This is a genomic window from Micromonospora sp. DT178 (assembly GCF_049841695.1).
Lineage (GTDB): Bacteria > Actinomycetota > Actinomycetes > Mycobacteriales > Micromonosporaceae > Micromonospora.
Map to the genome: position 1 here is coordinate 107,346 of NZ_JBNCKV010000015.1, position 25,940 is coordinate 133,285.

Below are 25,940 nucleotides of genomic sequence, written 5' to 3' on the forward strand. Positions count from 1 at the left end.
CTATATTCCGTCCATATCGCCGCGGTCCCGCTCCCGCTCGGCGGCCTCCGCCCGCTCCGCCTCGGCCCGGGCCCGACCGCCGAAGCCGAGCACCGCGAGCACCGCGATCACCCCCATCGCCCCGCCCACGATCAGCATGGCCTTGGTGATGCTCGTCGAGTCGAGCAGGAAGCCCCCGAACAGCGCCCCCAGCGAGTTGGCTCCCGAGCTGAGCAGCATGACGATCGAGCCGGCCCGCCCGCGCAGGTGATCTGGTGCGGACTGGAGCACGTACAACATCCCGGCCACGTTGCTGATGCCGGCGCCGTAGTGGATCAACGCGAAGATCGCGCCGAGGACGACGAGCCCCGGTGCCAGCGCGAGTCCCGGTGCCAGCGCGAGCAGCGGCATCAGCACCGCCCAGGCGATGTTGACCCCCATGATGATCCGGCGGATCCCCCACCGGCTCAGGTAGAAGTTGCTGGTCATCGCGCCGGCCATGCCGAACACGCTGTTCACCATGAGCAACATCCCGACCGTGGATGGCGAGCCGCCCAGGTTCTTGACGATCACCAGGAGGCCCAGGCCCAGCACCTGGAACAGGATGTTGCTCGCCGCGAAGAGGCCGAGGGCACGGCGCAGGTACAGCTGGCCCCAGACGAAGACGAAGCCCTCCCGCATCCGGGCCAGCAGGCCACCGGGCTCGTCCGCGCGCGCCTTCGGCGCCTGCAGGTCCCGCCGCACGAACAGCAGGGTGACCAGCGAGATCACGTGCATCAGCACGGCGAAGCCGAACGGCGCCCAGCGGGTCAGCGCGTACAGCCCGGCGCCGGCCGGCTGGCCGAGGATGCTGGCCGCGTTGGCCCGCGACTCGTTCGCCGCCGTCGCCGCGCCGTACCGGTCGGCCGGGACCACGTTGAACACTGCGGCGCGTTCGGCCAGGGCATAGCAGATGCCCAGGCTGGCCTCCACGAACGCGACCGCCATCAGGTGCGGCAGCCACACCGAGTCCCGGGCCACCGCGACCGCGACGCTGCCGATCGCGACGATCCGCCCGACGTTGCAGAACACCATGGTCCGCCGACGGTCCCAGCGGTCCACCAGCGCCCCCGCCGGCAACTGGGTCACCAGGTTGGGCAGCAGCGCGGCGAAGGTCACCAGGCTGGCCGCCGTGGCCGATCCGGTCGACCAGAAGACCAGCAGGGCGTAGCCGATCGAGGTGGCCCGGGAACCCAGCGCGGAGACCCCGGAGCCGACCCAGAGCAGCAGGAAGTCGCGGTTGCCGGTCAGGCGCCCCGGCTGCCGGGACGTGGCCGTGGGGTGCCCGACCGCGCTCACGCCGGATGCCCGACGGGCGAGGACTGGCACCAGTCGAGCACGGCCATCGCGCTGTAGAGCTTGTTCTCCGCCTGCTGGAAGGCGATGCTGGCCGGCCCGTCCAGGACCTCGGCGGTCACCTCCTCCCCCCGGTGCGCCGGCAGGTCGTGCATGAAGACGGCGTGCGGGCTGCGCCGCCACAGCTCCCGGTCCACCTGGAACGGGGCGAAGCGCACCCGCCAGTCGGGGTCGGGCTTGCTGGTGCCGGTGGTCTGCCAGCGGGTGGTGTAGATGACGTCCAGGTCACCCGGCAGGTCGTCCATGTGGTGCCGTTCGACGAGGTGGGCGCCGCAGCGCTCCGCCTGCGCCCGCGCGACCGCCGCGATCTCCGCCGGCAGCCCGTACCCCGCCGGGGTGCGCAGCTCCAGCTCGACGCCGGGGAAGCGGGTCAGCGCCAGGGCCAGTGCGGTCGCGGTGTTGTTCGCCTCGCCCAGGTAGAGCAGCCGCAGGTGCTCGATCCGGCCGAAGCGCCGCAGCAGGGTGGTCAGGTCGGCCAGCGCCTGCGTCGGGTGCTCCTCGGCGCTCATCGCGTTGATCACGGCCATCCGGCGCTGTCGCGACCAGTCGCGCATCTCCCCCGGGTCGGCGGCGGTCCGCGCCACCAGCACGTCGAGCATGCCCGACAGCACCCGGCCGGTGTCCTCGCTGGACTCCCCGGTGTTGACCTGGAGGTCGTTCGGCCCGTACTGGATGGTCTTCGCGCCGAGCCGCAGCGCGGCCACGGTGAACGCGGTCCGCGTCCGGGTCGACGTCTTCACGAAGTAGGTGCCGACCACCCGGTCGGCCAGCGGGCTGGCGGATTCGCCGGCGGCGAACCTCGCCCCCCGCGCCACGATCGAGTAGAGGTCGTCGTCGGTCAGGTCGCGGATCGACACCAGGTGCCGCACCTGCCGGGTCGGTGGGTCGGTGACCGTTGCGGAGATGCTCGGTACGGTCGTCATCACATTTCCTCCGTCAGTGCGATGTCGGACGCCAGCCGCGACACGACCTCGTGGCCCTGGTCGCCGTTGGTCAGCAGCACCAGCCCGGACCCGTCGGGCACCCGGCCGGCGGTGAGCGCGTGGTAGCCGGGGATGCGGCCCCGGTGGGTGAACTCCACCCGTGTCCCGGCGGGCCCCTCGATGCGGTCCACCATGCAGCCGAGCCCGAAGACGCCGCCCGGCCCGGTGGTCAGTTGCGTCACCGCCAGCTCCCGGCTCAGCAGGGCCGGGCCGCCCCGGTGCGCGACGTGGATCTCCCTGACGAGCTGGGCCAGGTCGGTCGCGGTGCTCCAGAGGCCGGCGGCCGCGAGGTCGGTACGCACCTGCCAGCCGCCCGGGAGCGGCTCGCCCCGTTCGTCGTGCCCGACGGCCACCGGCCGGCCGGACGTCTCCGGGAAGCTCTGCTCGAAGCTGCTGCCGGTCATCCCCGCCGGCCCGAAGACCAGCTCGGCCATCAGGTCGGCGAAGGGCGTCGCGGTGACGTCCTCCATGAGCTGCTGCACCACCACGAAGTGGCTGTTGCGCTCCACCGCGACCGGGTCGGGCGCGTCGAGCGCCCGGACCGGGCCGGTGGGCACGCCCCGGCCGTGCAGCACGTCCGACAGGGTCGGCACGGGCCCGCCGCGCGGGTGCCCGGTGCTGCCGGTCGGGGTCAGCCCGGCGACGTGGCTCAGCAGCTGCCGCAGGCTCACCGGCCGGTCGGCGGGCAGCTGCCAGCCCTTCAGGTACGCGTTGACGTCCTCATCGAGTTGGAGCTGCCCCCGCCCGACGAGGACCAGCGCGCCCACCGCGGTGACCCACTTGCTGACCGAGCCGACCTGGAAGATGGTCGCCGGGGTCACCGGGGCGCCGCCGCCGGCCGCGCGGTGCCCGGCGGCGCGGGCCTCCACCAGCTCACCGTCCACGAGCAGGGCCAGCGAGGCGCCGGGCACCCGGTGGGCGGCGAGCAACGGCTCGACGGCCGACAGCGCCGAGGCGGTCCGTGCCACGCCGGCGCGTACCGCCGGATCCGGCGGGTCGACGGACGCCGCCGCCCCGGTCGGGGCGAGCGAGGCGGCCAGCTCGGCCAGGGTCCGGTCGAGCATCGCCGCCCGCAGCGTCAGCGGGACACCGGCCTGCCGGGCCGCCGTGACCACCGGTACGACCAGCAGCGAGTGCCCGCCCAGGGCGAAGAAGCGGTCGTGCCGGCCGACCCGGTCGACCTCCAGGACGCGGGCCCAGATGTCGGCGATCAGCTGCTCCAGCCCCGGCCGGGGCGGGGTGTGCCCGGCCGCCCCGGCCAGGTCCACCGGGGGCAGCGCCCGGCGGTCGACCTTGCCGTTGGCGTTGAGCGGGATGGCCGGCACCGGGACGAAGACGCTCGGCACCAGTTGGCTCGGCAGCCACCGGGCGCAGTGCGCGGCCAGGTCCGGCGCGTCGCCGACGTGGTAGGCCACCAGGCGGGGCCCGCCGGCGCCCGTCGACTCGACGGTCACCACCGCGTCCCGCACGCCCGGATGCGCGACCAGCACCGCCCTGACCTCGCCGGGCTCCACCCGGTGGCCACGGATCTTCACCTGGTCGTCGACCCGGCCGAGCAGGTCCAGCTGCCCGTCGGGCAGCCAGCGGCCCAGGTCGCCGGTCCGGTACAGCCGGCCGCCGTCCGCGCCGAACGGGTCGGGCACGAACCGGTCGGCGGTCAGGGCCGGCCGTCCGGCGTAGCCCCGGGCGAGGCCGGGGCCGCCGAGGTGGACGTGGCCGACCACGCCCACCGGCACCGGTTGCAGGTCGACGTCGAGGACATAGGTCTTCATCCCGCCCAGCGGCCGGCCGATCGGCGCGACGTCGGCCGGCAGCGGCCCGGTGACCGGATACCGGCTGACGGCCACGGTCGCCTCCGTCGGCCCGTACTCGTTGAGCAGCACGCTGCCCGGCGCGAGCGCGTGCCAGCGGTCGCAGACCTGCCGGGTCAGCGCCTCGCCCCCCACCACCAGCAGCGGGGTCAGGGCGGCGGCCCGGTCCGCGTCGAGCTGGCGGGTCAGCAGGTCGAGGTGGCCGGGGGTCAGCTTGACGAAGCTGAACGGGCCGGCGTCGGCCAGCCTCGGGCCCAGCTCGTCCAGGCCGGCGTCGGGCGGCAGCAGCCACAGCCGCTGCCCGGTGACCAGCGGCGCCCAGATGCTGGTCACCACCATGTCGTACGCGACCGACGAGAAGAGCGCGGCGCCGCCGGTGCGGTCCCCGACGAGTTCCTCGGCCGCCCAGCCGAGATAGTTGGCGAGGCCGCGGTGGCTGATCTGCACCCCGTTCGGCCGGCCGGTCGAGCCGGAGGTGAAGATGACGTACGCGAGGTGGTCCGGGTCGATCCGGCCGGCCGGCGGGTCGGCGGGCAGCGCGGCGATCCGCTCGGCGTCGCGGTCGAGCAGCACCAGCTCGACGCCGGTGAGCCGCTCGGCGTGGCCGGTCGAGGTCACCACCACCGTCGCCCCGGCGTCGGCGAGCATTGCGGCGACCCGCTCGGCCGGGTGACCCGGGTCGATCGGCAGGTACGCGCCGCCGGCCCGCCACACCCCGAGCAGGGCGGCGACGAGGTCGGCGCCCCGGTCCAGCAGCACCCCCACGACCCGCTCCGGGCCGATCCCCGCCCCGCGCAGGTGGTGGCCGATCCGGTTGGCCGCCGCGTCCAGCCCGGCGTAGGTCGTACCGTCGACGGCCTCCGCGTCGGGGGTCGCCGCGGCCCGCGCCGCGACCCGGTCCGGGACGAGGTCGACGCAGCCCGGCGCGGCCGAGAAGTTCCAGCCCACCAGCACGTCGTGCCGCTCCCCGGCGGGCAGGTACGCCGCCCGGGGGTCGCCGTCGGGGTCGGCCACCATGGCCTCCAGCACCAGCCGGTACATGCCGGCCAGCCGCGCGGCGTCGGCCCGGCCCATGGCGTGGCTGTCGGTGCTCAGTTCGAGCCGGCCGGCGCCCGCGGCGACGGCGAGCGCGAACTCCGAGGTGCTCGCGCCGATCCGCTCCACGGGCGCGGTACGCCCGCCGTCCACCTCCGTGAAGTCGAGGTAGCTGAAGTAGACGTCGGTGAGGCGGGCGCCGCGGCCGGGCGTGCGGATGGCCGGCGCCGGGTAGCGGCGGTGCGGCCACAGGTCGGCCTCGCGGGCGTGCACCCGCTGGACCAGCTCCCGCCAGCTGGCCGCCTGCCGGTCGTGCGGAAACGGCAGGGTGTTCAGCGACATGGCGTAGACCCGCTCGCTGCCCACCACGTCCGGCCGGGTGTTGCAGACCAGCCCACTGTAGAAGACCGGCTCGTCGGTGAGCTGGCTGAGCACCTTCAGGTGCGCGGCGTGCAGCACCGCCTTGAGCGACACCCGGGCCGCCGAGGCCAGGGCCCGCAGCCGCGGCTCCAGGTCCGCGTAGGACACCACCTCGGTGTACGGCTCCCGGGTGGCCGGCGCGGGCGGCGCCCACGCGGAGGGCAGCAGGAACCTCGGGTGCCGCTGGACCACGTCCTGCCAGTACCGCTGGTCGTCCGCCGAGGCCAGGGCGCGCAGCTCGCCGGCGACGAAGTCGGCGAAGCGCACCCCGGGCGGGGCGGCGACGTCGGGCTGCGCGCCCGCCCGCCGCGCGTGGTACCGGTCCAGGATCTCCATCACCAGGGCGTGCAGGCTCCAGCCCTCGATGATCACGTGGCAGATGGTGAGCACCAGCCGCCAGCTCCGGTCGGTCTCCAGGCACACGGTGAACCGCAGCAGCGGCGCCCGCTCGACGTCGAACAGCTCCTGGTACTCCTCGCCGACGAGCCGGCGCACCAGGGCCGTCCGGTCCGCCTCGGCCAGCCCGCGCAGGTCGCGGGTGCCGACGGGGACGTCCACCGTGCGGTGCACCAGCTGCATGGGCACCGAGTAGTTTCCGGTGTCCACCGAGGTACGCAGCACGTCGTGCCGGGCCACCACCTCGTCGACGGCGCCCCGCAGGGTCGCCAGGTCGAACGGCTCGTCGTCGGGGATCAGGAACGAGACGACGTTGTGGTAGTGGTTCTGGCCGTTGTCCGCCAGCATCTCCAGCAGCATGCCCAGCTGCACCCGCGACAGCGGGTACGCGTCGTCCAGCCCGGCCGGCAGCAGCGGCAGGTCGGCGGGAGCGACCAGCTCGAAGGGCTCAACGGGGCGTTCGGTCGGCTCCGGCGCGTCCCGGCTCGCCAGCACCTCGCAGAGCGCCCGGACACTCGGGTGCCGGAAGATGTCCGCGACCGTCACGTCCAGCCCGGCCGCGCGCATCGTGCCGGCCAGCACCAGCGCCGTGATGGAGTGCCCGCCGAGGTCGAAGAAGCCGTCGGTGACGCTGACCACCGGCAGACCCAGCACGTCGGCCCAGACGGCGGCCACCCGCTCCTCCAGGGGCCCGCGCGGGCCGACGTGGTCCCGGCCGGCGGCCGTCGCGCCTACCGTCGGCGCGGGCAGCGCCCGCCGGTCCAGCTTGCCGCTGTTGTTGCGCGGCAGCTCGTCGAGCAGCACGAACGCCGACGGGACCATGTACTCCGGCAGGGCGCGCGCGAGCGAGGCGCGCAGCGAGGTGACCTGCGGCGGTTCCCCGTCGCCGGCCACCAGGTACGCGGTCAGCCGGGGATCGGCCGGGTCGTCCGCCCGGAGCACGACGACCGCCTCCGCGACACCGGGCAGCGCGGTCAGCGCCGCCTCGATCTCGCCCGGCTCGATCCGGTAGCCCCGGAGCTTCACCTGGTCGTCGAGGCGGCCGAGGAACTCCACGCTGCCGTCGGACAGCCGGGTGGCCAGGTCGCCGGTGCGGTACATCCGGCTGCCGGCCGGGCCGTACGGGTCGGGCAGGAACCGCCGGGCGGTCAGCTCGGGCTGGTTGAGGTAGCCGCGGGCCACCCCGTGCCCGGCCAGGTACACCTCGCCGGGCACCCCGATGGGGGCCGGGTGGCCGTACTGGTCGAGCACGTACATCCGCACCCCGGACAGGGGCCGGCCGATCCGGCTGCCCACCCCGGGCGCCAGGTCGGCCCGAGTGATCCGGTGGTACGTGGAGTAGACGGTGGTCTCGGTGATCCCGTACATGTTGACCAGCGCCACCCGGGCCAGCCCGAGGCGGGCCGCCCACGGCGCGAGGTCAGCGAAGTCGAGCTTCTCCCCCGCGACCACCACCGCGCGCAGCGACAGGTCCCGGATGCCGGGGGCGTCCTCGGCGGCGAGCCGGACCAACCCGCGCAGCGCCGTCGGGGTCTGCGCCAGCATGGTGACCCGCTGCGTCACCAGCAGGTCCAACAGGTCCTGCGGCACCCGGGCCACCTCGCGGGGCACCAGCACCAGCCGGCTGCCGTGCAGCAGCGCCCCCCACAGCTCCCAGACGGAGACGTCGAAGGCGTACGAGTGGAACAGCGCCCACACGTCGGTCTCGTCGACCGCGTAGTGCTCCTGCGCGGCGTCGAGCAGGCGCAGCACGTTGGCGTCGCTCACGCAGACGCCCTTGGGCCGGCCGGTCGAGCCGGAGGTGTAGATGACGTAGAGCAGGTCGTCCGGGTCGCGGGCGACGCCCGGATCGGTCGCCGGCTGCCCGGCCAGGTCGCCGGCGTCCAGCAGCACCCGCCGCCCGTCGAAGCCGGCGAGCGACTCCGCCTGCGCGGAGGTGGTGACCACGGTCCGCGCCCCGGCGTCGGCCAGCATGTAGCCGATCCGCTCGGCGGGCTGGGCCGGGTCCAGCGGCAGGTACGCCGCCCCTGCCTTGAGGACGCCGAGCAGCGCGGGCACCAGGTCGGCGTCCCGGTCGAGGCAGACCCCGACGACGGTCTCCCGGCCGGCGCCGGCCGCGCGCAGGTGGTGCGCCAGACGGTTGGCGGCGGCGTCGACCTGGGCGTACGTCAGCTCGACGGCGCCGGCCACCACCGCCACGGCCTGCGGATCGCGGGCCAGCTGGGCCTGGAACAGCTCGACCACGGTGCCGGTGACCGGCTCGTCCGCGCCGGTGTCGGTGACGCCGAGCAGCCGGTCGCGCTCGCCCCCGGGCACGCAGACCGCCTGGCAGTCGCCGTCGGGGTCGGCGACCATCGCCTCCAGCACCGCCCGGTACATGCCGGCGATCCGGTCCAGGTTGGCCTGGCTGACCAGCCCCGCCCGCGCGGAGAGCGCGTAGCGGCCCCGCTGGGCGAAGCAGGAGAGGTCGAACTCGGTGGCGCCCTCGCCGGCGTTGCCCGTGACCACCGGGCCGGAGCCGTCGCCGCCCTGCGTCGCGCGGGTGAAGTCCTGGTAGTTGAACAGGACGTGCAGCAGCCGGTGGCCGGCCTCGCGCTGCATCTCGGCCAGCGGGAACCGCCGGTGCGGCCACAGCGCGACCTCCCGGTCGAACACCGCGGCGACGAGGTCCCGCCAGCTGCGGGCGGTCCGGTCGTACGGGAACGGCACCGTGTTGAGGTACATGCCCTGCACCCGGTCGGCGCCGAGCACCTCGGGCCGGGCGTCGCAGACGAGGCCGGCGTGGAAGCCCGGCTCGCCGGTGAGCTGGCTGAGCACCTTCAGGTGCGCGGCGTGCAGCACCGCCTTCACCGACACGTCGGTGTCGCGGGCCAGGGCGCGCAGCGCCTCGTCCAGGTCGGTGAAGTCGACCGTGGCGTCGACCGTGGCGTCCGGCGCGTCCGGCTCGCCCCAGCCGGTGGGCAGGGTGAACGGGGCGCGCCCGTCCCACACGGACCGCCAGTGCTCCCGGTCGACGGTCGACTCCAGCGCGGCGAGCTCGGCGGCGATGAAGTCGGCGTAGCGCACGGGCGGCACGTCGGCCGACGCCGGGGTGCGGCCGTCGACCAGCTCGGCGTAGGCGTCGAGCACCTCGGTGACCAGCCGCGCGCTGCTCCAGCCCTCGGTGACGACGTGGCTGATGGTGAAGGTGAACCACCAGCTCTCGTCGCTGTCCGGGTGCGCCGTGACGCGCAGCAGCGGCGCGGTGGAGACGTCGAACGGGCGGGCCCGCTCGGCGGCGACGAACTCCGCGAAGAGCGCGGCATGCCGCTCGGCCGGGACGTCCCGGCCGTCCTCGACGCGCACGTCGGGCTCGGCGTGGGCGTGCACGAGCTGCATCGGCACCGAGTAGCCGACCAGGTCGAACGACGTGCGCAGGATCTCGTGCCGGGCGACCACGGCGCGGACCGCGCCGCGCAGCGCCTCGGCGTCGAACGGCCGCCCGTCGCGGACCTGGTGGGCCAGGACGCTGTGGTAGACCGCGCGGTCGCCGCTGACGGCCGACTCCACCAGCATGCCGAGCTGGGTGCGCGACGCCGGGTAGGCGTCCACCAGGCCGCCGGGCAGCCGGGCCCGGTCGGCGGCGTCGATCAGCGCGTACGGCGCGACCGGGCGGAACTCGTCGGCGTCGGCGTCGCCCAGCGCGGCGGCCAGCCGGCGTACGGTGCGGTGCGCGAAGACGTCCCGCACGCTGGTGCGGTGCCCGGCGGCGCGCAGCGTGCCGACCAGGGTGACCGCGAGCATCGAGTCGCCGCCGAGGTCGAAGAAGCTGTCGGTGACGCCGACGCGGGCCACGCCGAGCACCCGCGCCCAGATCCCGGCGATCTCCTCCTCCACGTCGCCGGCCGGGGCCTGGTAGTCCCCGGTGGCGTACGAGCCGGCGTCGGGGGCCGGCAGCTGGCGCCGGTCGACCTTGCCGTTCGGGTCCTTCGGGACGGCGTCGACGGTGACGTAGGCGGCCGGGACCATCGCCTCGGGCAGCGCGGCGAGCAGCCGCTCCCGCAGCCGGGCCGGGGTCGGCGCGTCGCCGGTGGCGGGCAGCACGTACCCGACGAGGGTGCGGCGGCCGTCGTGCTCGCGTACGGCGGCGACGGCGTCGGCCACGCCGGGGCAGGCCCGCAGGGCCGTCTCGATCTCCCCCAGCTCGATGCGTACGCCGTGCAGCTTGACCTGCGAGTCGAGCCGGCCCAGGAAGTCCACGGTGCCGTCCGGTCGCCAGGCCGCCGCGTCCCCGGTGCGGTAGAGCCGCGACCCGGGCGGGCCGTACGGGTCGGGGACGAACTTCTCGCCGGTCAGCCCCGGCCGGCCCAGGTAACCCCGGGCCAGCCCCGTCCCGCCGACGCACAGCTCGCCGGGCACGCCGACCGGCACGGGGTCGAGCCGCCCGTCGAGGACGTACAGCCGCAGGTTCGGGTGGGGCGTGCCGAGCGGCACCCGGGACAGCCCGGCCAGGGCGTCGGCGGTGCACCGCCAGCTGCTCACGTCGACGGTGGCCTCGGCCGGCCCGTACGTGTTGTGCAGCTCGCAGCCGGGCAGCGCGGCCAGGAACGCCCGCGCCACGTCGACGGCGATCTCCTCGCCGCCCACCGCCACCGACCGCAGCGACCGGCACCCGGCCAGCCCTTCGGCGAGCAGCGCCGGGAGCATCGACGGCACGAAGTGGACGGTGGTGACGCCCTCGCGGGCCATCAGCTCGCACAGGTACGCGGGGTCGCGGTGCCCGCCGGGGCGGGCCACCACGATCCGGGCGCCCGCCGACAGGGCCGCGTAGACCTCTCCCGGCGAGACGTCGAAGCCGATCTCGGTCTTCTGGAGCACGACGGCGTCGGAGTCCAGCCGGTAGACCTGCGCGCCGACGTGCCCGGTGCGGTTGACCAGGGCCCGGTGCGACAGCAGCGAGCCCTTGGGGCGGCCGGTGGAGCCCGAGGTGTAGATGACGACGCTGCCGTTGTCGGGGCCGGTGAGCGGTTCCGGGTCGGTCGGCGGCCGGTCGGCCCCGGCGTCCGGGTCGTCCAGCAGCACCACCGTGGCCTCGACCGGCGGCAGCTGCGCCCGCAGGTCGGCGGTGGTGAGCAGCACCGGGGCTGCCGCGTCGGCGAGCATGAACGCCAACCGCTCCGCCGGGTACGACGGATCCAACGGCAGGTACACCCCGCCGGCCTTGTGCACCGCCAGCATCGCCACGACCTGCTCCACCGACCGGTGCGCACACACCCCGACCAGGACCTCCGGCCCGACCCCCAGCTCGCGCAGGTGGTGCGCCAGCCGGTTCGCCCGGCCGTTGAGCTGCCCGTACGAGAACGACACGTCCTCGGCCGTGATCGCCACCGCGTCCGGCCGCCGCGCCGCCTGCGCCTCGAACGCCGCCGGCACGTACCCGCCGACCTCGACGGTCCGGCCCGGGGTGAACCGGGCGAGGTCGGCACGCTCCCCGGCCGGCAGGCGCGGCGCCGCCGCGTCCCCGTCCGGGTCGGTCACCATCGCCGTCAGCACCTCGCGGAACATCGCCCCGATCCGCACCAGGGCGGCCGGGTCGGCGGTCCGGCTGTCGCTGACCAGGCGGACGGTGCCGCCGCCCGCCCCGACCGACAGGCCGAACTCGGTGGCCCCGGGCCCGCCGACCTCGACGAGGTCGGTGCCGGCGGCGGACGCCTCGGCCACCCCGGCGCCGTCCTGCCGGGTCTCGACGTAGCCGAAGACGACGTCGATCGGGCGGGATCCGGCGTCGGCCATCCGCGCCACGGCCGGCAGCGGGTACCGCCGGTGCGGCCACAGGTCCACCTCGCGGTCGAACACCGACCGCACCAGCTCCCGCCACGTCCCGGCGGTCCGGGCGTGCGGGAACGGCAGCACGTTGATGTACATCCCGTGCACCCGCTCCGCGCCCCGCACCTCCGGCCGCGCGTCGCACACCAGGCCGGTGTAGAAGGCGGACCCGCTGGTGAGCTGGCTCATCACCTTCAGGTGCGCGGCGTGCAGCACCGCCTTGACGGAGGTGCCGGTGTCGCTGGCGAGGCGTCGGACCGCCGCGTCCAGGTCGTTGACGTCCACGGTGTACCGGCAGACCGCCGCCGCGCCGGAGCGGTCACCGAACGCGTCCGGGAGGGTGAGCTTCGGCCGGCCGGTCACCACCGCCCGCCAGTGCTCGGCGGTCTCCGGCGAGCGCAGCGCCGCCAGCTCGCCGGCGACGTGGTCGGCGTACCGGACGGCGGGGGGCTCGACCGGCGTCGGCGCCTCGCCGCGGCTGCGCCGCCCGTACTCGCCGAGCAGCTCGGCGAGCAGGGCGTTGAGGTCCCAGCCGCCAGTGACCAGGTGGCTCACCGCGAGGGTCAGCCACCAGGCCCCGGCGCCGTCGGCGTGCGCGGCGACCCGCAGCAGCGGCGCGTCCGACTCCAGGTCGAAGGGGGTACGCCGCTCGGCGGCCAGGTGTTCGGCGTGGCCGGCGGCCGGGTGCACGGCGACCGGCACGGCGGCGCTCGCGCGCACCAGCTGCATCGGCACCGAGTAGCCGGTCAGGTCGACCGAGGTACGCAGCGTCTCGTGCCGGGCGACCAGCGCGTCGACAGTCGCCTGGAGCGCGTCGGCGGCGAACGGCCGCCCGTCGTCGACCCGGATCGACTGCACGATGTGGTACAGCGACCTGTCGGGGTCCTTCTGGATCTCCACGGCCATGCCGACCTGGGCCTGCGTCGCCGGGTACGCGTCGACCAGGCCGCCGGGCAGCCGGGCCCGGTCGGCGGCGGCGATCAGCGCGTACGGCTCGACGGGGCGAAAGGCCCCCTCCTTGGCGGTGTCGGCCTCGGCGAGGGCGGTGACCAGGCGGCGGATCGTGCGGTGCGCGAAGATGTCCCGCACGGTGACGTCGTGGCCGGCCGCGCGCAGCGACCCGACCAGGGTCACCGCCGTCATCGAGTCGCCGCCCAGGTCGAAGAAGCTCTCGGTGACGCTGACCCGGTCGAGGTCGAGCACCCACGACCAGACGCCGGCCATCGCCGACTCCACCGGGCCGTTGGGGCGCTCGTAGCGACCCCGGGCGTAGGACTTCGCGTCCGGCGCCGGCAGTTGCCGCCGGTCGACCTTGCCGTGCGGGTCCACGGGCACGGCGTCGACGGTGACGTAGGCGGCCGGGACCATCGCCTCCGGCAGCTCCGCCAGCAGCCGCTCGCGCAGCTCGCCGGGGGTGAGCGCGGAGCCTTCGTCGGCGACGAGGTAGCCGACGAGGGTGCGTCGGCCGTCCTGTTCGCGGACCGCGGCGACCGCGTCGGTCACGCCGGGGCAGGCCCGCAGGGCCGTCTCGATCTCGCCCAGCTCGATGCGTACGCCGTGCAGCTTGACCTGCGAGTCGATTCGGCCCAGGAAGTCCACGGTGCCGTCCGGGCGCCACGCCGCCGCGTCCCCGGTGCGGTACAGCCGCGACCCGGGCGGGCCGTACGGGTCCGGCACGAAGCGCTGCGCGGTGGTGCCCGGCGCCCCGAGGTAGCCCCGGGCCAGCCCGAGCCCGCCGACGCACAGCTCGCCGCGCACCCCGACCGGCACCGGTTGCAGGTGCTCGTCGAGCACCCGGACGGTGAGGTTGGTGAACGGGGTGCCGAGCGGCACCCGGGACAGCCCGCGCAGGGCCTCGGCGGTGCAGAGCCAGCTGGTGACGTCGACGGTGGTCTCGGCCGGACCGTACGTGTTGTGCAGCTCGCAGCCGGGCAGCGCGGCCAGGAACGCCCGCGCCACGTCGACGGCGATCTCCTCGCCGCCCACCGCCACCGACCGCAGCGACCGGCACGCGCCGATCCCCTCGGCCAGCAGCGCCGACAGCATGCTCGGCACCAGCTCGACGGCGGTGACGCCCTCGCGGACAATCAGCTCCCGCAGGTACGCCGGGTCCCGGTGCCCGCCGGGGCGGGCCACCACGATCCGGGCGCCCGCCGACAGGGCCGCGTAGACCTCGGCCGGGGAGACGTCGAAGCCGATCTCGGTCTTCTGGAGCAGCACCGCCCCCTCGTCGAGGCGGTTGATCCGCCGGCCGGCGTACGCGGAGCGATTGACCATCCCCCGGTGCGGCACGACGACGCCCTTGGGCTGGCCGGTCGAGCCGGAGGTGTAGATGACGTAGCAGCCGCTGTCGGCGTGGGTGCGCGGCTCAGGATCGGTGGCCGGCTGGCCCGCCCAGGCGTCCGGGCCGTCCAGCAGCACGGTGACCGCCTCGGCCGCCGGGAGCTGACCGCGCAGCTCGGCGGTGGTGAGCAGCACCGGGGCCGCCGCGTCGGCGAGCATGAACGCCAACCGCTCCGCCGGGTACGACGGATCCAACGGCAGATAGACCCCGCCGGCCTTGTGCACCGCCAGCATCGCCACGACCTGCTCCACCGACCGGTGCGCACACACCCCGACCAGGACCTCCGGCCCCACCCCCAGCTCGCGCAGGTGGTGCGCCAGCCGGTTCACCCGGGCGTTCAGGTCCCGGTAGCTCACGCGGGTGCCGTCGCAGGTGAGCGCCACCGCGTCCGGCCGCCGCGCCGCCTGCGCCTCGAACGCCGCCGGGGCGTACCCGCCGACCTCGACGGTGCCGCCGGACGACCAGCCCTCGATCTCGTCGCGCTCCGCCGCCGGCAGCCGGACGGCGACCGCGTCGCCCTCGGGGTCGGCCACCATCGCCGTCAGCACCTGGCGGAACATCGCCCCCACCCGGGCCAGCGCGGCGGGACCGAAGACGTGGCTGTCGCCGACCAGGTCGAGGAAACCGCCGGCGGCGGTCACCTGGAGGGCGAACTCGGTGCCGCCCTCCCCGGCGATGGCCTCGAAGTCGACGGACTCGTCGGCGACGGCCCCGGCCCGGCGGAACTCGGTGTAGTCGAAGACGACGTCGATCGGGCGGGACCCGGCACCGGCCATCCGCTGCACCGCCGGCAGCGGGTACCGCCGGTGCGGCCACAGCTCCACCTCGCGGTCGAACACCGACCGCACCAGCTCCCGCCACGTCCCCGCCGTCCGGGCGTGCGCGAACGGCAGCACGTTGATGTACATCCCGTGCACCCGCTCCGCGCCCCGCACCTCCGGCCGCGCGTCGCACACCAGGCCCGTGTAGAACCGTCCCTGGTCGGTGAGCTGGCTCATCACCTTCAGGTGCGCGGCGTGCAGCACCGACTTGGGCGACACGTCGAGGGTCGACGCGAGCGCGCGCAGCTTCGGCTCCAGGTCCTGGTAGCTGACCCGGGTGCGCAGGCTCTCCCGTGGGCCGTCGGTGCGGCCCCAGCCGTCCGGCGTGGTGAAGCCGGCGTACCCGTCGACGACGCCCCGCCAGTACGCCTCGTCCTCGCCGCCCTTCAGCGCCGCCAGTTCGGCGGCGACGAAGTCGGCGTAGCGCACGGCGATCGGCTCCGGCGACTCGGGCACCATGCCGGCGCTGCGCCGCTCGTAGCAGCCGATCAGCTCGACCAGGAGGGTGTTCAGGTCCCAGCCGCCGGTGACCAAATGGCTGACGGCGACGGTGAGCCACCAGCCCCGCTCGTCGGTGCGGTGCGCGGCGACCCGCAGCAGCGGCGCCGGCTGGTCCAGCTCGAAGGGGCGCGCCCGCTCCGCGTCCACGTACGCCCGCAGCCGGGCCTCGACGTCCCCGCCGGTCAGCTCCGTCACCCGCACGTCGACCGGCGCCTCGGCGTGCACGAGCTGCATCGGCACCGAATAGCTCGTGAGGTCGAACGAGGTACGCAGGGTCTCGTGCCGGCCGACCACGTCCCGCACCGCCGCCCGCAGCGCGTCGGCCGAGAACGGCCGTCCACTGTGCACCCGGAAGCAGCGGACGATGTGGTACAGCGACTTGTCCGGGTCCTTCTGGATCTCCACCGCCATGCCGACCTGCGCCTGCACGGCCGGATAGGCGTCCACGAGGCCGGCGGGCAGGGCGGCCCGGTCGGCGGCGGTCAGCAGGGCGAAGGGCGCGACGGCCTGGAAGGCCGGCGCCGCCGGTGCGGCGTCCTTGGCGCCGAGGTGCCCGGCCAGGGCGGCGACCGTGCGGTGCACGAAGACGTCCCGGACGGCCACCCCGAAGCCGGCCGCCCGCAGCGCGCCGACCAGGGCGACCGCGCGCAGCGAGTCGCCGCCGAGGTCGAAGAAGCTGTCCTGGGTGCTGACCTGTTCGAGGTTGAGCACCTGGCCCCAGATGCCGGCCAGCCGCTCCTCCAGCTCGGTGGCCGGGGCGACGTGCGCCCGCTCGGCGGGCACCGCGGCGTCCCAGAGGGCGGCCCGGTCGACCTTGCCGTTGGCGTTGAGCGGGATCGCCTCCACGGCGACGAACTCGGCCGGGATCATGTACTCCGGCAGGTGTTCCGCGCACCGCTGCCGCACCCGGTCGAGCAGACCGGGGGTCGCCGGCAGGGTCGGCCGGTAGAAGGCCACCAGCCGGGCGTCGCCCTCGGCGGCCGAGCCCGAGACCAGGGCGACCGCGTCGCCGACGCCGTCGGTGCCCTCCAGGACCGACTCGATCTCGCCGAGTTCGATCCGGTAACCCCGGATCTTCACCTGGTGGTCGACGCGGCCGACGAACTCCACCGCCCCGTCGGGCATCCGGCGCACCAGATCCCCGGTGCGGTACATCCGCGCTCCCGCCGCACCGAAGGGATCCGGGACGAAGCGCTCCGCCGTCAGCGCCGGCTGGCCCGCGTAGCCCCGGGCCACGCCCACGCCGCCGACGTACAACTCGCCGACCACGCCCACCGGGGACAGGTGCAGGTCCCGGTTCAACACGTACATCGTCATGCCCGGCAACGCCCGACCGATCGGCACCACCGGACCCGCCTGCTCGGCCACCACCGGGAAGACGCAGGTACCCACACTCGCCTCGGTCGGCCCGTACTCGTTGACCAGACCGCCCGGACCCAACAGACCCAGCCACCGGTTCGCCAACGCCGCCGGCAACGCCTCACCAGCGACCACCACCACCGCCGCCAACGACGCCAACGCCTCATCCGACAACTGCCGACCAAGAATCTCCAGATGACCCGGCGTCAACTTCAAGAAACTGAACGGCCCCGACGACGCCAACACCGCACCCAACTCGGCCAGATCCACATCCTGACCCACCATCACCACCCGCTGACCCGCCACCAACGGCGCCCACAGATTCGGCACCTGCAAGTCGAACGCCACCGACGAGAACACCGCACAACCGCCCACACCCCGCGACGCCAACTCACCCGCCGCCCACCGCACATGATTCGCCAACCCCCGGTGCGTCACCTGCACACCCTTCGGCCGACCCGTCGACCCCGACGTGAAAATCACGTACGCCAGTCCGTCCAGGTCGATCGGCCCGGGCAGGGCCGCGCGCACGGCACCGTCGGCCGTGGCCTCCTCGACGCCGTCGTCCAGGGTCTCGTCCACCCGGAGCACGTCGACCCCGGCGCCGGCGAACCGGTCGGCGTACCGGCCGGAGGTGATCGCGACCCGGGCGCCCGCGTCAGCCAGCATCGCGGCGATGCGGCCCGGCGGATACGACGGATCCACCGGCACGAACGCCGCACCCGCCTTCCACACCCCCAACATCGACGCCACCAGCTCCACACCACGGTCCAGCAGCACACCCACCATCGCACCGGCACCCACACCCCGGCCGGCCAGGCGCCGCCCGACCGCCGCCGCGCGGGCGTCCAGCTCGGCGAAGCCCGCCCCCGCGCCGCCCGGCACCGACACGGCCTCCGCCGACGGCGCCTCGGCCACCCGCGCCTCGAACTCGGCCAGCACCGAACGCGACACCGGCGCCACCGCCGACACCCCGTCGGCCAACACCACCGACACCTCACCCGCCGGCAGACACACCACCGACGCGTCACCGTCCACGTCGGCGACCATCGCCTCCAACACCGCCCGGTACATGCCACCGAGGCGCAGGACGTTGGGGTAGCTGACCTGGTGCGGCCGGGCCAGGATGTTGAGGACGCCGCCGAGCGTGGAGACGTGCAGGCCGAACTCGCCGCTGGCCTCGTAGATCGCGTCGTCGAAGTCGACCCGCTCGGTGTCGACCTGCTCGAAGTCGAGGTAGTTGAAGAGGATCTCGATCGGCCGGCGCCCGTCGCCGAGGCGCTGCACGGCCGGCAGCGGGTAGCGGCGGTGCGGCCACAGCTCCAGCTCCCCGGCGTACGTGCCCCGGATCAGCTCGCGCCAGGTCCGCGCGCCCGCGTCGTGCACGAACGGCAGCGTGTTCAGGTGCATCCCGTAGACCCGGTCGGCGCCGGTGACCTCGGGCCGGCCGTGGCTGACCAACCCGCTGGTGAACACGGGCTCGGCGGTGAGCTGGCTCATCACCTTCAGGTGCGCGGCCAGCAGCACGCTCTTCAGCGACGTGTCGGTACGGCTGGCCAGCTCGCGCAGGTCGTCCATCAGGTCGTGCAGGGGGACGCGGGTGCCGCACTCGTACTCCGGGACCGACTCGTCCTCGCCCCAGCCGGCGGGCAGCTCGAAGACCGGCCGGGCGACGACGCCCTGCCAGTAGTCGCGGTCCTCGGCCAACGCCAGCGCCTCAATCTCGCCGGCCACGAAGTCGGCGTAGCGGACCGGGGGCGCCTCGAACGCGGCCGGTGCGCCGGTGTCGCGCAGGCTGCGGTAGTTGTCGAGGATCTCCATCAGCAGTGAGTGGTGGCTCCAGCCCTCGAGGATGCCGTGCGACATGGTCAGCACGAACCACCACGTGTCGTTGCGGCCGGCCGCCCCGGCGATGCGCATCTGCGGGACCTGGTCTGGGGTGAAGGGCCGGGACCGCTCGGCGGCCAGGTACGCCCGCAGCCGGTTCTCGGCCTCCTCGTCCGTGCCGTCGCGCAGGTCGAGCAGCGTGACGTCGACGGGCACCTCGGCGTGCACGAGCTGCATCGGCACCGAGAAGCCGGTCAGGTCGAACGACGTACGCAGGATCTCGTGCCGTTCCACGACGGTCCGCACGGCCCGGCGCAGCGCGTCGCCGTCGAAGGCGTGCTCGTCGCGGATCGGGAACGCCGACACGTTGTGGTAGGTGCGTCGCTCCGAGTCGGAGAGGGTTACCACCAGCATGGCGAGCTGCACCTGCGCGCACGGGTACGCGTCGGCGAGCCCGGCGGGCAGTGCGGCCCGGTCGGCGTCGTCGAGCAGGCTGAACGGGGCGACCGCCCGGAAGGCGGGCGCGGCTTCGACGTCGTCCCCGCCGGTGAGGTGCTGCGCCAGGGCGGCGACGGTGCGGTGCACGAAGACGTCGCGCACCGAGACCGGGTGCCCGGCGCCGCGCAGCGCGCCCACGAGCGCGATGGCGCTGATGGAGTGCCCGCCGAGGTCGAAGAAGCTCTCCTGGGTGCTGACCTGCTCCAACTGGAGCACCCGGCCCCAGATCTCCGCCAGCCGCGCCTCCAGCTCGGTGGCCGGGGCGACGTGCTGCCGGTGCGCCGGCACCGCGGCGTCCCAGAGGGCGGCCCGGTCGACCTTGCCGTTGGCGTTGAGCGGGATCGCCTCCACGGCGACGAACTCGGCCGGGATCATGTACTCGGGCAGGTGCTCCACGCACCGCTGCCGGATCCGGTCCGCCAGCTCCGTGGCCGGCGCGCCCGGCCGGTAGAACACCACCAGCCGGTCCGACTCGCCGACCAGGGCGACCGCGTCGCCGACCCCGTCGGTGCCCTCGACGACCGACTCGATCTCGCCGAGTTCGATCCGGTAGCCGCGGATCTTCACCTGGTGGTCGACGCGGCCGACGAACTCCACCGCCCCGTCGGGCATCCGGCGCACCAGATCCCCGGTGCGGTACATCCGCGCCCCGACACCGGCGCCGGCCTCGTCTCCGGCTGCGGCGAACGGGTCCGGCACGAAGCGCTCCGCCGTCAGCGCCGGCTGGCCCGCGTAGCCCCGGGCCACACCCACACCACCCACGTACAGCTCGCCGACCACACCGACCGGGGACAGGTGCAGGTCCCGGTTCAACACGTACATCGTCATGCCCGGCAACGCCCGACCGATCGGCACCACCGGACCCGCCTGCTCGGCCACCACCGGGAAGACGCAGGTACCCACACTCGCCTCGGTCGGCCCGTACTCGTTGACCAGACCGCCCGGACCCAACAGACCCAGCCACCGGTTCGCCAACGCCGCCGGCAACGCCTCACCAGCGACCACCACCACCGCCGCCAACGACGCCAACGCCTCATCCGACAACTGCCGACCAAGAATCTCCAGATGACCCGGCGTCAACTTCAAGAAACTGAACGGCCCCGACGACGCCAACACCGCACCCAACTCGGCCAGATCCACATCCTGACCCACCATCACCACCCGCTGACCCGCCACCAACGGCGCCCACAGATTCGGCACCTGCAAGTCGAACGCCACCGACGAGAACACCGCACAACCACCCGCACCCCGCGACGCCAACTCACCCGCCGCCCACCGCACATGATTCGCCAACCCCCGGTGCGTCACCTGCACACCCTTCGGCCGACCCGTCGACCCCGACGTGAAAATCACGTACGCCAGATCGTCGAGACCCGTGGCGCGGGCCGGCAGGGGCGCGTCGCTGGCCCCGATGTCCTCGACGCGCACCACCTCCACGCCGACCGGGGCGAACCGGTCGGCGTACCGGTGCGAGGTCACCGCGACCCGGGCGCCCGCGTCGGCCAGCATCGCGGCGATGCGGCCCGGCGGGTACGACGGATCCACCGGCACGAACGCCGCACCCGCCTTCCACACCCCCAACATCGACGCCACCAGCTCCACACCACGGTCCAGCAGCACACCCACCACCGCACCGGCACCCACACCCCGCGCGGCCAGCCAGCGGGCGACGTTCTCCGCCCGCGCGTCCAGGCCCGCGAAGTCGACCGAGCGGTCGCCCGGGACCGACACGGCCTCCGCCGACGGCGCCTCGGCCACCCGCGCCTCGAACTCGGCCAGGACCGAACGCGACACCGGCGCCACCGCCGACGCCCCGTCGGCCAGCACCACCGACACCTCACCCGCCGGCAGACACACCACCGACGCGTCACCGTCCACGTCGGCGACCATCGCCTCCAACACCGCCCGGTACATGCCACCAAGGCGGGCGACCTGCGCGACGCCCAGGTGGCGCAGGTTGGCCTCCAGCGTGATGAAGCCGAGCCGGCTGATCACGCCCAGCGGGAACTCGTTCGGGCTGTCGTCGATCGAGTCGGCGTAGTCGATCTCGTCGGTGTCGATCTGGTGGAAGTCGTGGAAGCTGAACCGGACGTCGAGCATCCGGCCGCCGTCGCCGACCTCCCGCTGGAGCACCGGCAGCGGGTACCGGCGGTGCGGCCACAGTTCCAGCTCCCCGGCGAACGTCCGGGCGATCAGCTCACGCCAGGTCCGCGCGCCCGCGCCGTGCACGAACGGCACCGTGTTCAGGTGCATCCCGTAGACCCGGTCGGCGCCGGCGACCTCGGGACGGATGTTGCACACCAGTCCGGTGAAGAAGGAGCCCGATTCCGTCAGCTGGCTCATCACCTTCAGGTGCGCGGCCAGCATCACCGACTTGAACGGCACGCCGGTCTGGCGGGCCAACGCCCGCAGGCCCGGCTCCAGGTCGTGCAGCGGCACCCAGTGGTCGTACTGGGCGCCCTCCTCGGCGGTCGGGTCGCCCCAGCCCTCCGGCAGGGCGAACCGGTCCCGGCCGGCGACCCGGTCGTGCCAGAAGGCGCGGTCGACCCCCTCGCCGGTGGAGCGCAGCTCGGCGGCGACCGCGTCGGCGAAGCGCACCGGCGGCGCCGGGCGCGGCTCGACCGGCAGCCCGTCGCGGATCCGGTGGTACGCGCCGACCAGCTCCATCATCAGCGAGTGGTAGCTCCAGCCGTCCATGATCGGGTGGCACTCGGTGAGGGTGAGCCACCAGCTGCCGTCCGCGCAGACCCGCGCGTGCAGCCGGAACAGCGCCGGCCGTGCCAGGTCGAACATGTCGGCCCGCTCGGCGGCGATGAAGTCGCGCAGCTCCCGCTCCAGGCCGGCCCGGTCGGTGGCGCGCGCCCGGTCCATGCCGACGGGCATCTCGGCGGTGGCGTGCACGAGCTGCATCGGCACCGAGTAGCCGGTCAGGTCGAACGACGTGCGCAGCACCTCGTGCCGCCGCACCAGCAGCGCGGCGGCCTCCCGGAACGCGTCGAGCGAGAACTCGCCGGAGTCGGGGATGCGGTAGGTGGTGGCGTTGAGGTAGTGGTTGTGCTCGTCGGCGAGCATCTCCGCGAGCATGCCGAGCTGCACCTGGGTGCACGGGTACGCGTCGACGACGCCGTCGGGCAGCGCGGCCCGGTCGGCCTCGGAGATCAGCGCGAACGCCTCGACGGCCGGCTCCGGCGCGGCCGGCGCGGGGCGGCCGGTGAGGAACTCCGCCAGCTCGGCGATGCTGCGGCGCTCGAAGAGGTCGCGCACCTGCACGTCGAGGCCGGCGGCCCGGATGGCGGCGGCGAGCGCCACGGCGCGGATCGAGTCGCCGCCGACGTCGAAGAAGCCGTCCTCGACGCCGACCCGCTCCAGGCCGAGCAGCTCCGCCCAGATCGCGGCGAGCCGCTCCTCCACCTCGGTACGCGGCGCCAGGTAGGGCCGGTCGGTGGCGGTGACCGTACGGTCGGGCGCGGGCAGCGCCCGCTTGTCGAGCTTGCCGTTGACGGTCAGCGGCAGCCGGGCCAGCGGGACGAACGCCGACGGGATCATGTACTCGGGCAGGGTGCGGGCCAGCGCCGCGCGCACCTGCCCGGGCCGGGGCAGCTCCGCCTGCTCGTCGACGACCGAGTACGCCACCAGCCGCCGGTCGCCGGGAGTGTCCTCGCGGACGACGACCACGGCCTCCCGCACCCCGGGCAGGGCCGAGATGGCGGCCTCGATCTCGCCCAGCTCGACCCGGTAGCCCCGGATCTTCACCTGGTCGTCGATCCGGCCGACGAACTCCAGGCTGCCGTCGGCGCGCCGGCGGGCCAGGTCGCCGCTGCGGTAGAGGCGGGCACCGGGCGGGCCGAACGGGTCGGGCACGAACCGCTGGGCGGTCAGCCCGGGCCGGTTCAGGTAGCCCCGGGCCACGCCGGGTCCGCCGACGTGGATCTCGCCGGTGACGCCGACCGGCACCGGATTGCCGTACGGGTCGAGCAGGTGGATGCTCAGGTCGGCCAGCGGGACGCCGATCGGGTTGGCGGTGCCGGCCAGGTCGTCGGGGCGCACCTCGTAGTAGGTGGCGTGCACGGTGATCTCGGTGATGCCGTAGAGGTTCAGCAGCCGGGGCGCGGTCAGCCCGCGACGGGCCACCCAGGGGCCGAGGTCGGCGTACTCCAGCTTCTCCCCGGCGAAGACGACAGCGCGCAGCGCGAGCCGGTCGATGCGGGGGTCGCCGTCGCGGGCCAGTCCCACCAGGCCGCGGAAGGCCGTCGGGGTCTGGTTGAGCACGGTGGCCTGCTCCTCGACCAGGAGGTCGAGCAGGTCCCCGGGGGAACGGGTGACCTCGCGGGGCACCACCACCAGGCGACCGCCGTGCAGCAGGGCGCCCCACAGCTCCCACACCGACACGTCGAAGGCGTAGGAGTGGAACAGCGGCCACACGTCGGCGGGGCCGAAGTTCAGCTCGTCCTGCGCCACCGTCGTCAGGCGCAGCACGTTGGCGTGGGTCAGGAAGACGCCCTTGGGCCGGCCGGTCGACCCGGAGGTGTAGATGACGTAGATCAGGTTCTCGGGGTCGACGGCGACGCCCGGGTCGGTGCCGGGACGGCCGGCGATCTCCCCGGTGTGGTCGGGGTCGTCCAGCACCACCACGGCGCCGTCGAAGTCGGCGAACCGCGCCCGGTGGGCCTCGGTGGTCACCACGATCCGCGCGCCCGCGTCGGCGAGCATGAAGTCGAGCCGGTCGGCAGGGACGCCGGGCTCCACCGGCAGGTACGCCGACCCGGACTTCAGCACGCCCAGCAGGGTGGAGACCAGCTCCGCGCGGCGGTCCAGGCAGACCGCCACCAGCCGCTCCGGGCCGGCGCCGAGGGCCCGCAGGTGGTGCGCCAGCCGGTTCGCGGTGGCGTCCAGTTCGGCGTACGTCCAGCGTCGCGCGCCGTCCACGACGGCGGTCGCGTCGGTGTGGGCGGCGGCGGTGGCGGCGAAGACGCCGTGCACCGTGCCGGTCACCGCGGCGGCGGGGCGGGCCGGGGCGGGGGTCGCCGCCGCCAGCTCGGCGTCGTCGAGGATGCGCAGCTCGGAGATCCGGGCGTGCGGGTCGGCCCCGACGTGCTCCAGCAGCCGGCCGAGGTGGTCGGCCATCCGCCGCACCGTGACCCGGTCGAACAGCGCGGTCGCGTACTCCAGGTGCCCGCGCAGCCGGCCGTCGGCGCCCTCGACGACGTGCAGTTGCAGGTCGACCTTGGCGACCCGGGTGGGCAACCAGAGCGTCTCGGCGGTGAGGCCGGCCGGCCAGGTGCCGCCGGGGGCGTCGTCGCCGAGGGTGAAGGCGACCTGGTAGAGCGGGGTGCGGGACAGGTCCCGTTCCGGTTCGAACTCGTCGACCAGCAGCGCGAACGGCACGTCGGCGTGCGCGAAGGCGTCCCGCACGGTGGCACGGGTGCCGCGCAGCAGGTCGGCGAAGGTGGGGTCCCCCGTCCAGTTGCCCCGCAGGACCAGGTTGTCGATCCCGTACCCGACCAGGTTGCGCAGCTCGGCGCGGTCGCGTACGGAGGTCACGCTGCCCACGGGGATGTCGGTCCGGCCGGTGTGGCGCGACAGCAGCGCCTGGAAGGCGGTGAGCAGGGTGACGAAGAGGGTGGTCTCCGCGCCGCGGGCGATCTCCCGCAGCGCGGCGGAGAGGTCGGCGGAGAGCGCGAACGGGACCGACGCGCCCCGCCAGTCGCGCACGCGGGGCCGGGGCCGGTCGGCGGGCAGCTCCAGCGGGGCGATGCCGGCGAGGCGGTCGCGCCAGTGCTCCAGGTGCCGCTGGAGCGGCTCGCCGCGCAGCCGGTCGCGCTGCCAGGCCGCGAAGTCGGCGAACTGCACGGCCGGCGGCGTCAGCGGCGACCGCTCGCCCCGGATGAACGCGCCGTACAGCTCGGCCAGGTCGCCGAGGAGCACCGCCGTGGAGGGCGCGTCGCAGGCGATGTGGTGGATCACCAGCACCAGCAGGTGCTCGGCGGGGCCGAGGCGCAGCAGCGTCGCCCGTACCGGCCACTCGGTGGCCAGGTCGAAGCCGGTGCCGGCCAGGTCGGTCATCAGCGCGGCGGCCCGGTCCTCCCGTTCGGCCTCCGGCACGGCGGTCAGGTCAACCAGCGGCAGTTCCTGCGGCCGGGGCTCGTCGACGACCTGCACCGGCGTCAGGTCGGCCATCGCGTACCGGGTGCGCAGGATCTCGTGCCGGGCGATCAGGGCGTTCCACGCCCGGCCCAGCGTGGCCCGGTCCAGCGGGCCGCGCAGCCGCAGCGCCGAGGAGACCAGATACTCCGGGCTGGTGGGGTCCAGCCGGTTGAGGAACCACATCTGCTGCTGGCCGAAGGAGAGCGGCAGGTCGCCCGAGCGGTCGACGGTCGGGATCCCGGCGCGCCGACCGGCGGCCCTGCCCGCCAGCCGGCGTTGGACGAGCGACTCGCGCAGGTTGGGCTGGTTCGCGGTCGAGGTCATGCCTGGTGCTCCTTGGTCTGCCGCAGGTCTTCGGTCAGGTCGGCGTCGGAAAGTGCGTCCACCTCGGCCCGGATGAGGTCCTCCACCGCGACCGCCATCGCCTCGACGGTCGGGTGCTCGAAGACGAGCCGCAGCGACACGTCGAGGTCGAACTCCTCCTGGAGGCCGGCGACCAGCCGGCCCGCCAGCACGGAGTGCCCGCCCATGGCGAAGAAGTTGTGCCGCACGCCGACGGGCACGCCCAGCAGGTCGCTCCAGATGGCGCAGAGGCGTTCCTCGACGACCGTGCGTGGCGCGA

General features: G+C 74.6%; 4 protein-coding genes (1 of these 4 only partly in view). All 4 read right to left on the bottom strand.

All coding sequences use genetic code 11. The annotated features are described in order from the left end of the window. Tightly spaced (each overlapping or abutting the next), the 4 genes in view from ACLQ22_RS24335 to ACLQ22_RS24350 form a layout consistent with a single transcriptional unit that may run on beyond the window. Positions 1-1,317 carry an MFS transporter gene (locus tag ACLQ22_RS24335; protein WP_425694355.1) on the bottom strand — a complete coding sequence of 439 codons (1,317 nt, stop codon included), beginning with the start codon at positions 1,315-1,317 and terminating at the stop codon, positions 1-3. Continuing rightward, the gene (locus ACLQ22_RS24340; RefSeq protein ID WP_425694356.1) at positions 1,314-2,297 is read right to left on the bottom strand and encodes an ornithine carbamoyltransferase; all 984 of its coding nucleotides are present in this window, start codon (positions 2,295-2,297) and stop codon (positions 1,314-1,316) included. Before ACLQ22_RS24340 ends, ACLQ22_RS24335 begins: the two co-directional genes overlap by 4 nt. After that, positions 2,297-25,642 carry a non-ribosomal peptide synthase/polyketide synthase gene (locus tag ACLQ22_RS24345; RefSeq protein WP_425694357.1) on the bottom strand — a complete coding sequence of 7,782 codons (23,346 nt, stop codon included), beginning with the start codon at positions 25,640-25,642 and terminating at the stop codon, positions 2,297-2,299. Before ACLQ22_RS24345 ends, ACLQ22_RS24340 begins: the two co-directional genes overlap by 1 nt. Then, positions 25,639-25,940: the 3' portion of an amino acid adenylation domain-containing protein gene (locus ACLQ22_RS24350; protein WP_425694358.1), read on the bottom strand. 4,711 nt of this gene lie beyond the right edge of the window; only the last 302 of its 5,013 coding nucleotides appear in the window; the start codon falls outside the window, past its right edge — the gene reads right to left on this strand; the stop codon is at positions 25,639-25,641. Before ACLQ22_RS24350 ends, ACLQ22_RS24345 begins: the two co-directional genes overlap by 4 nt.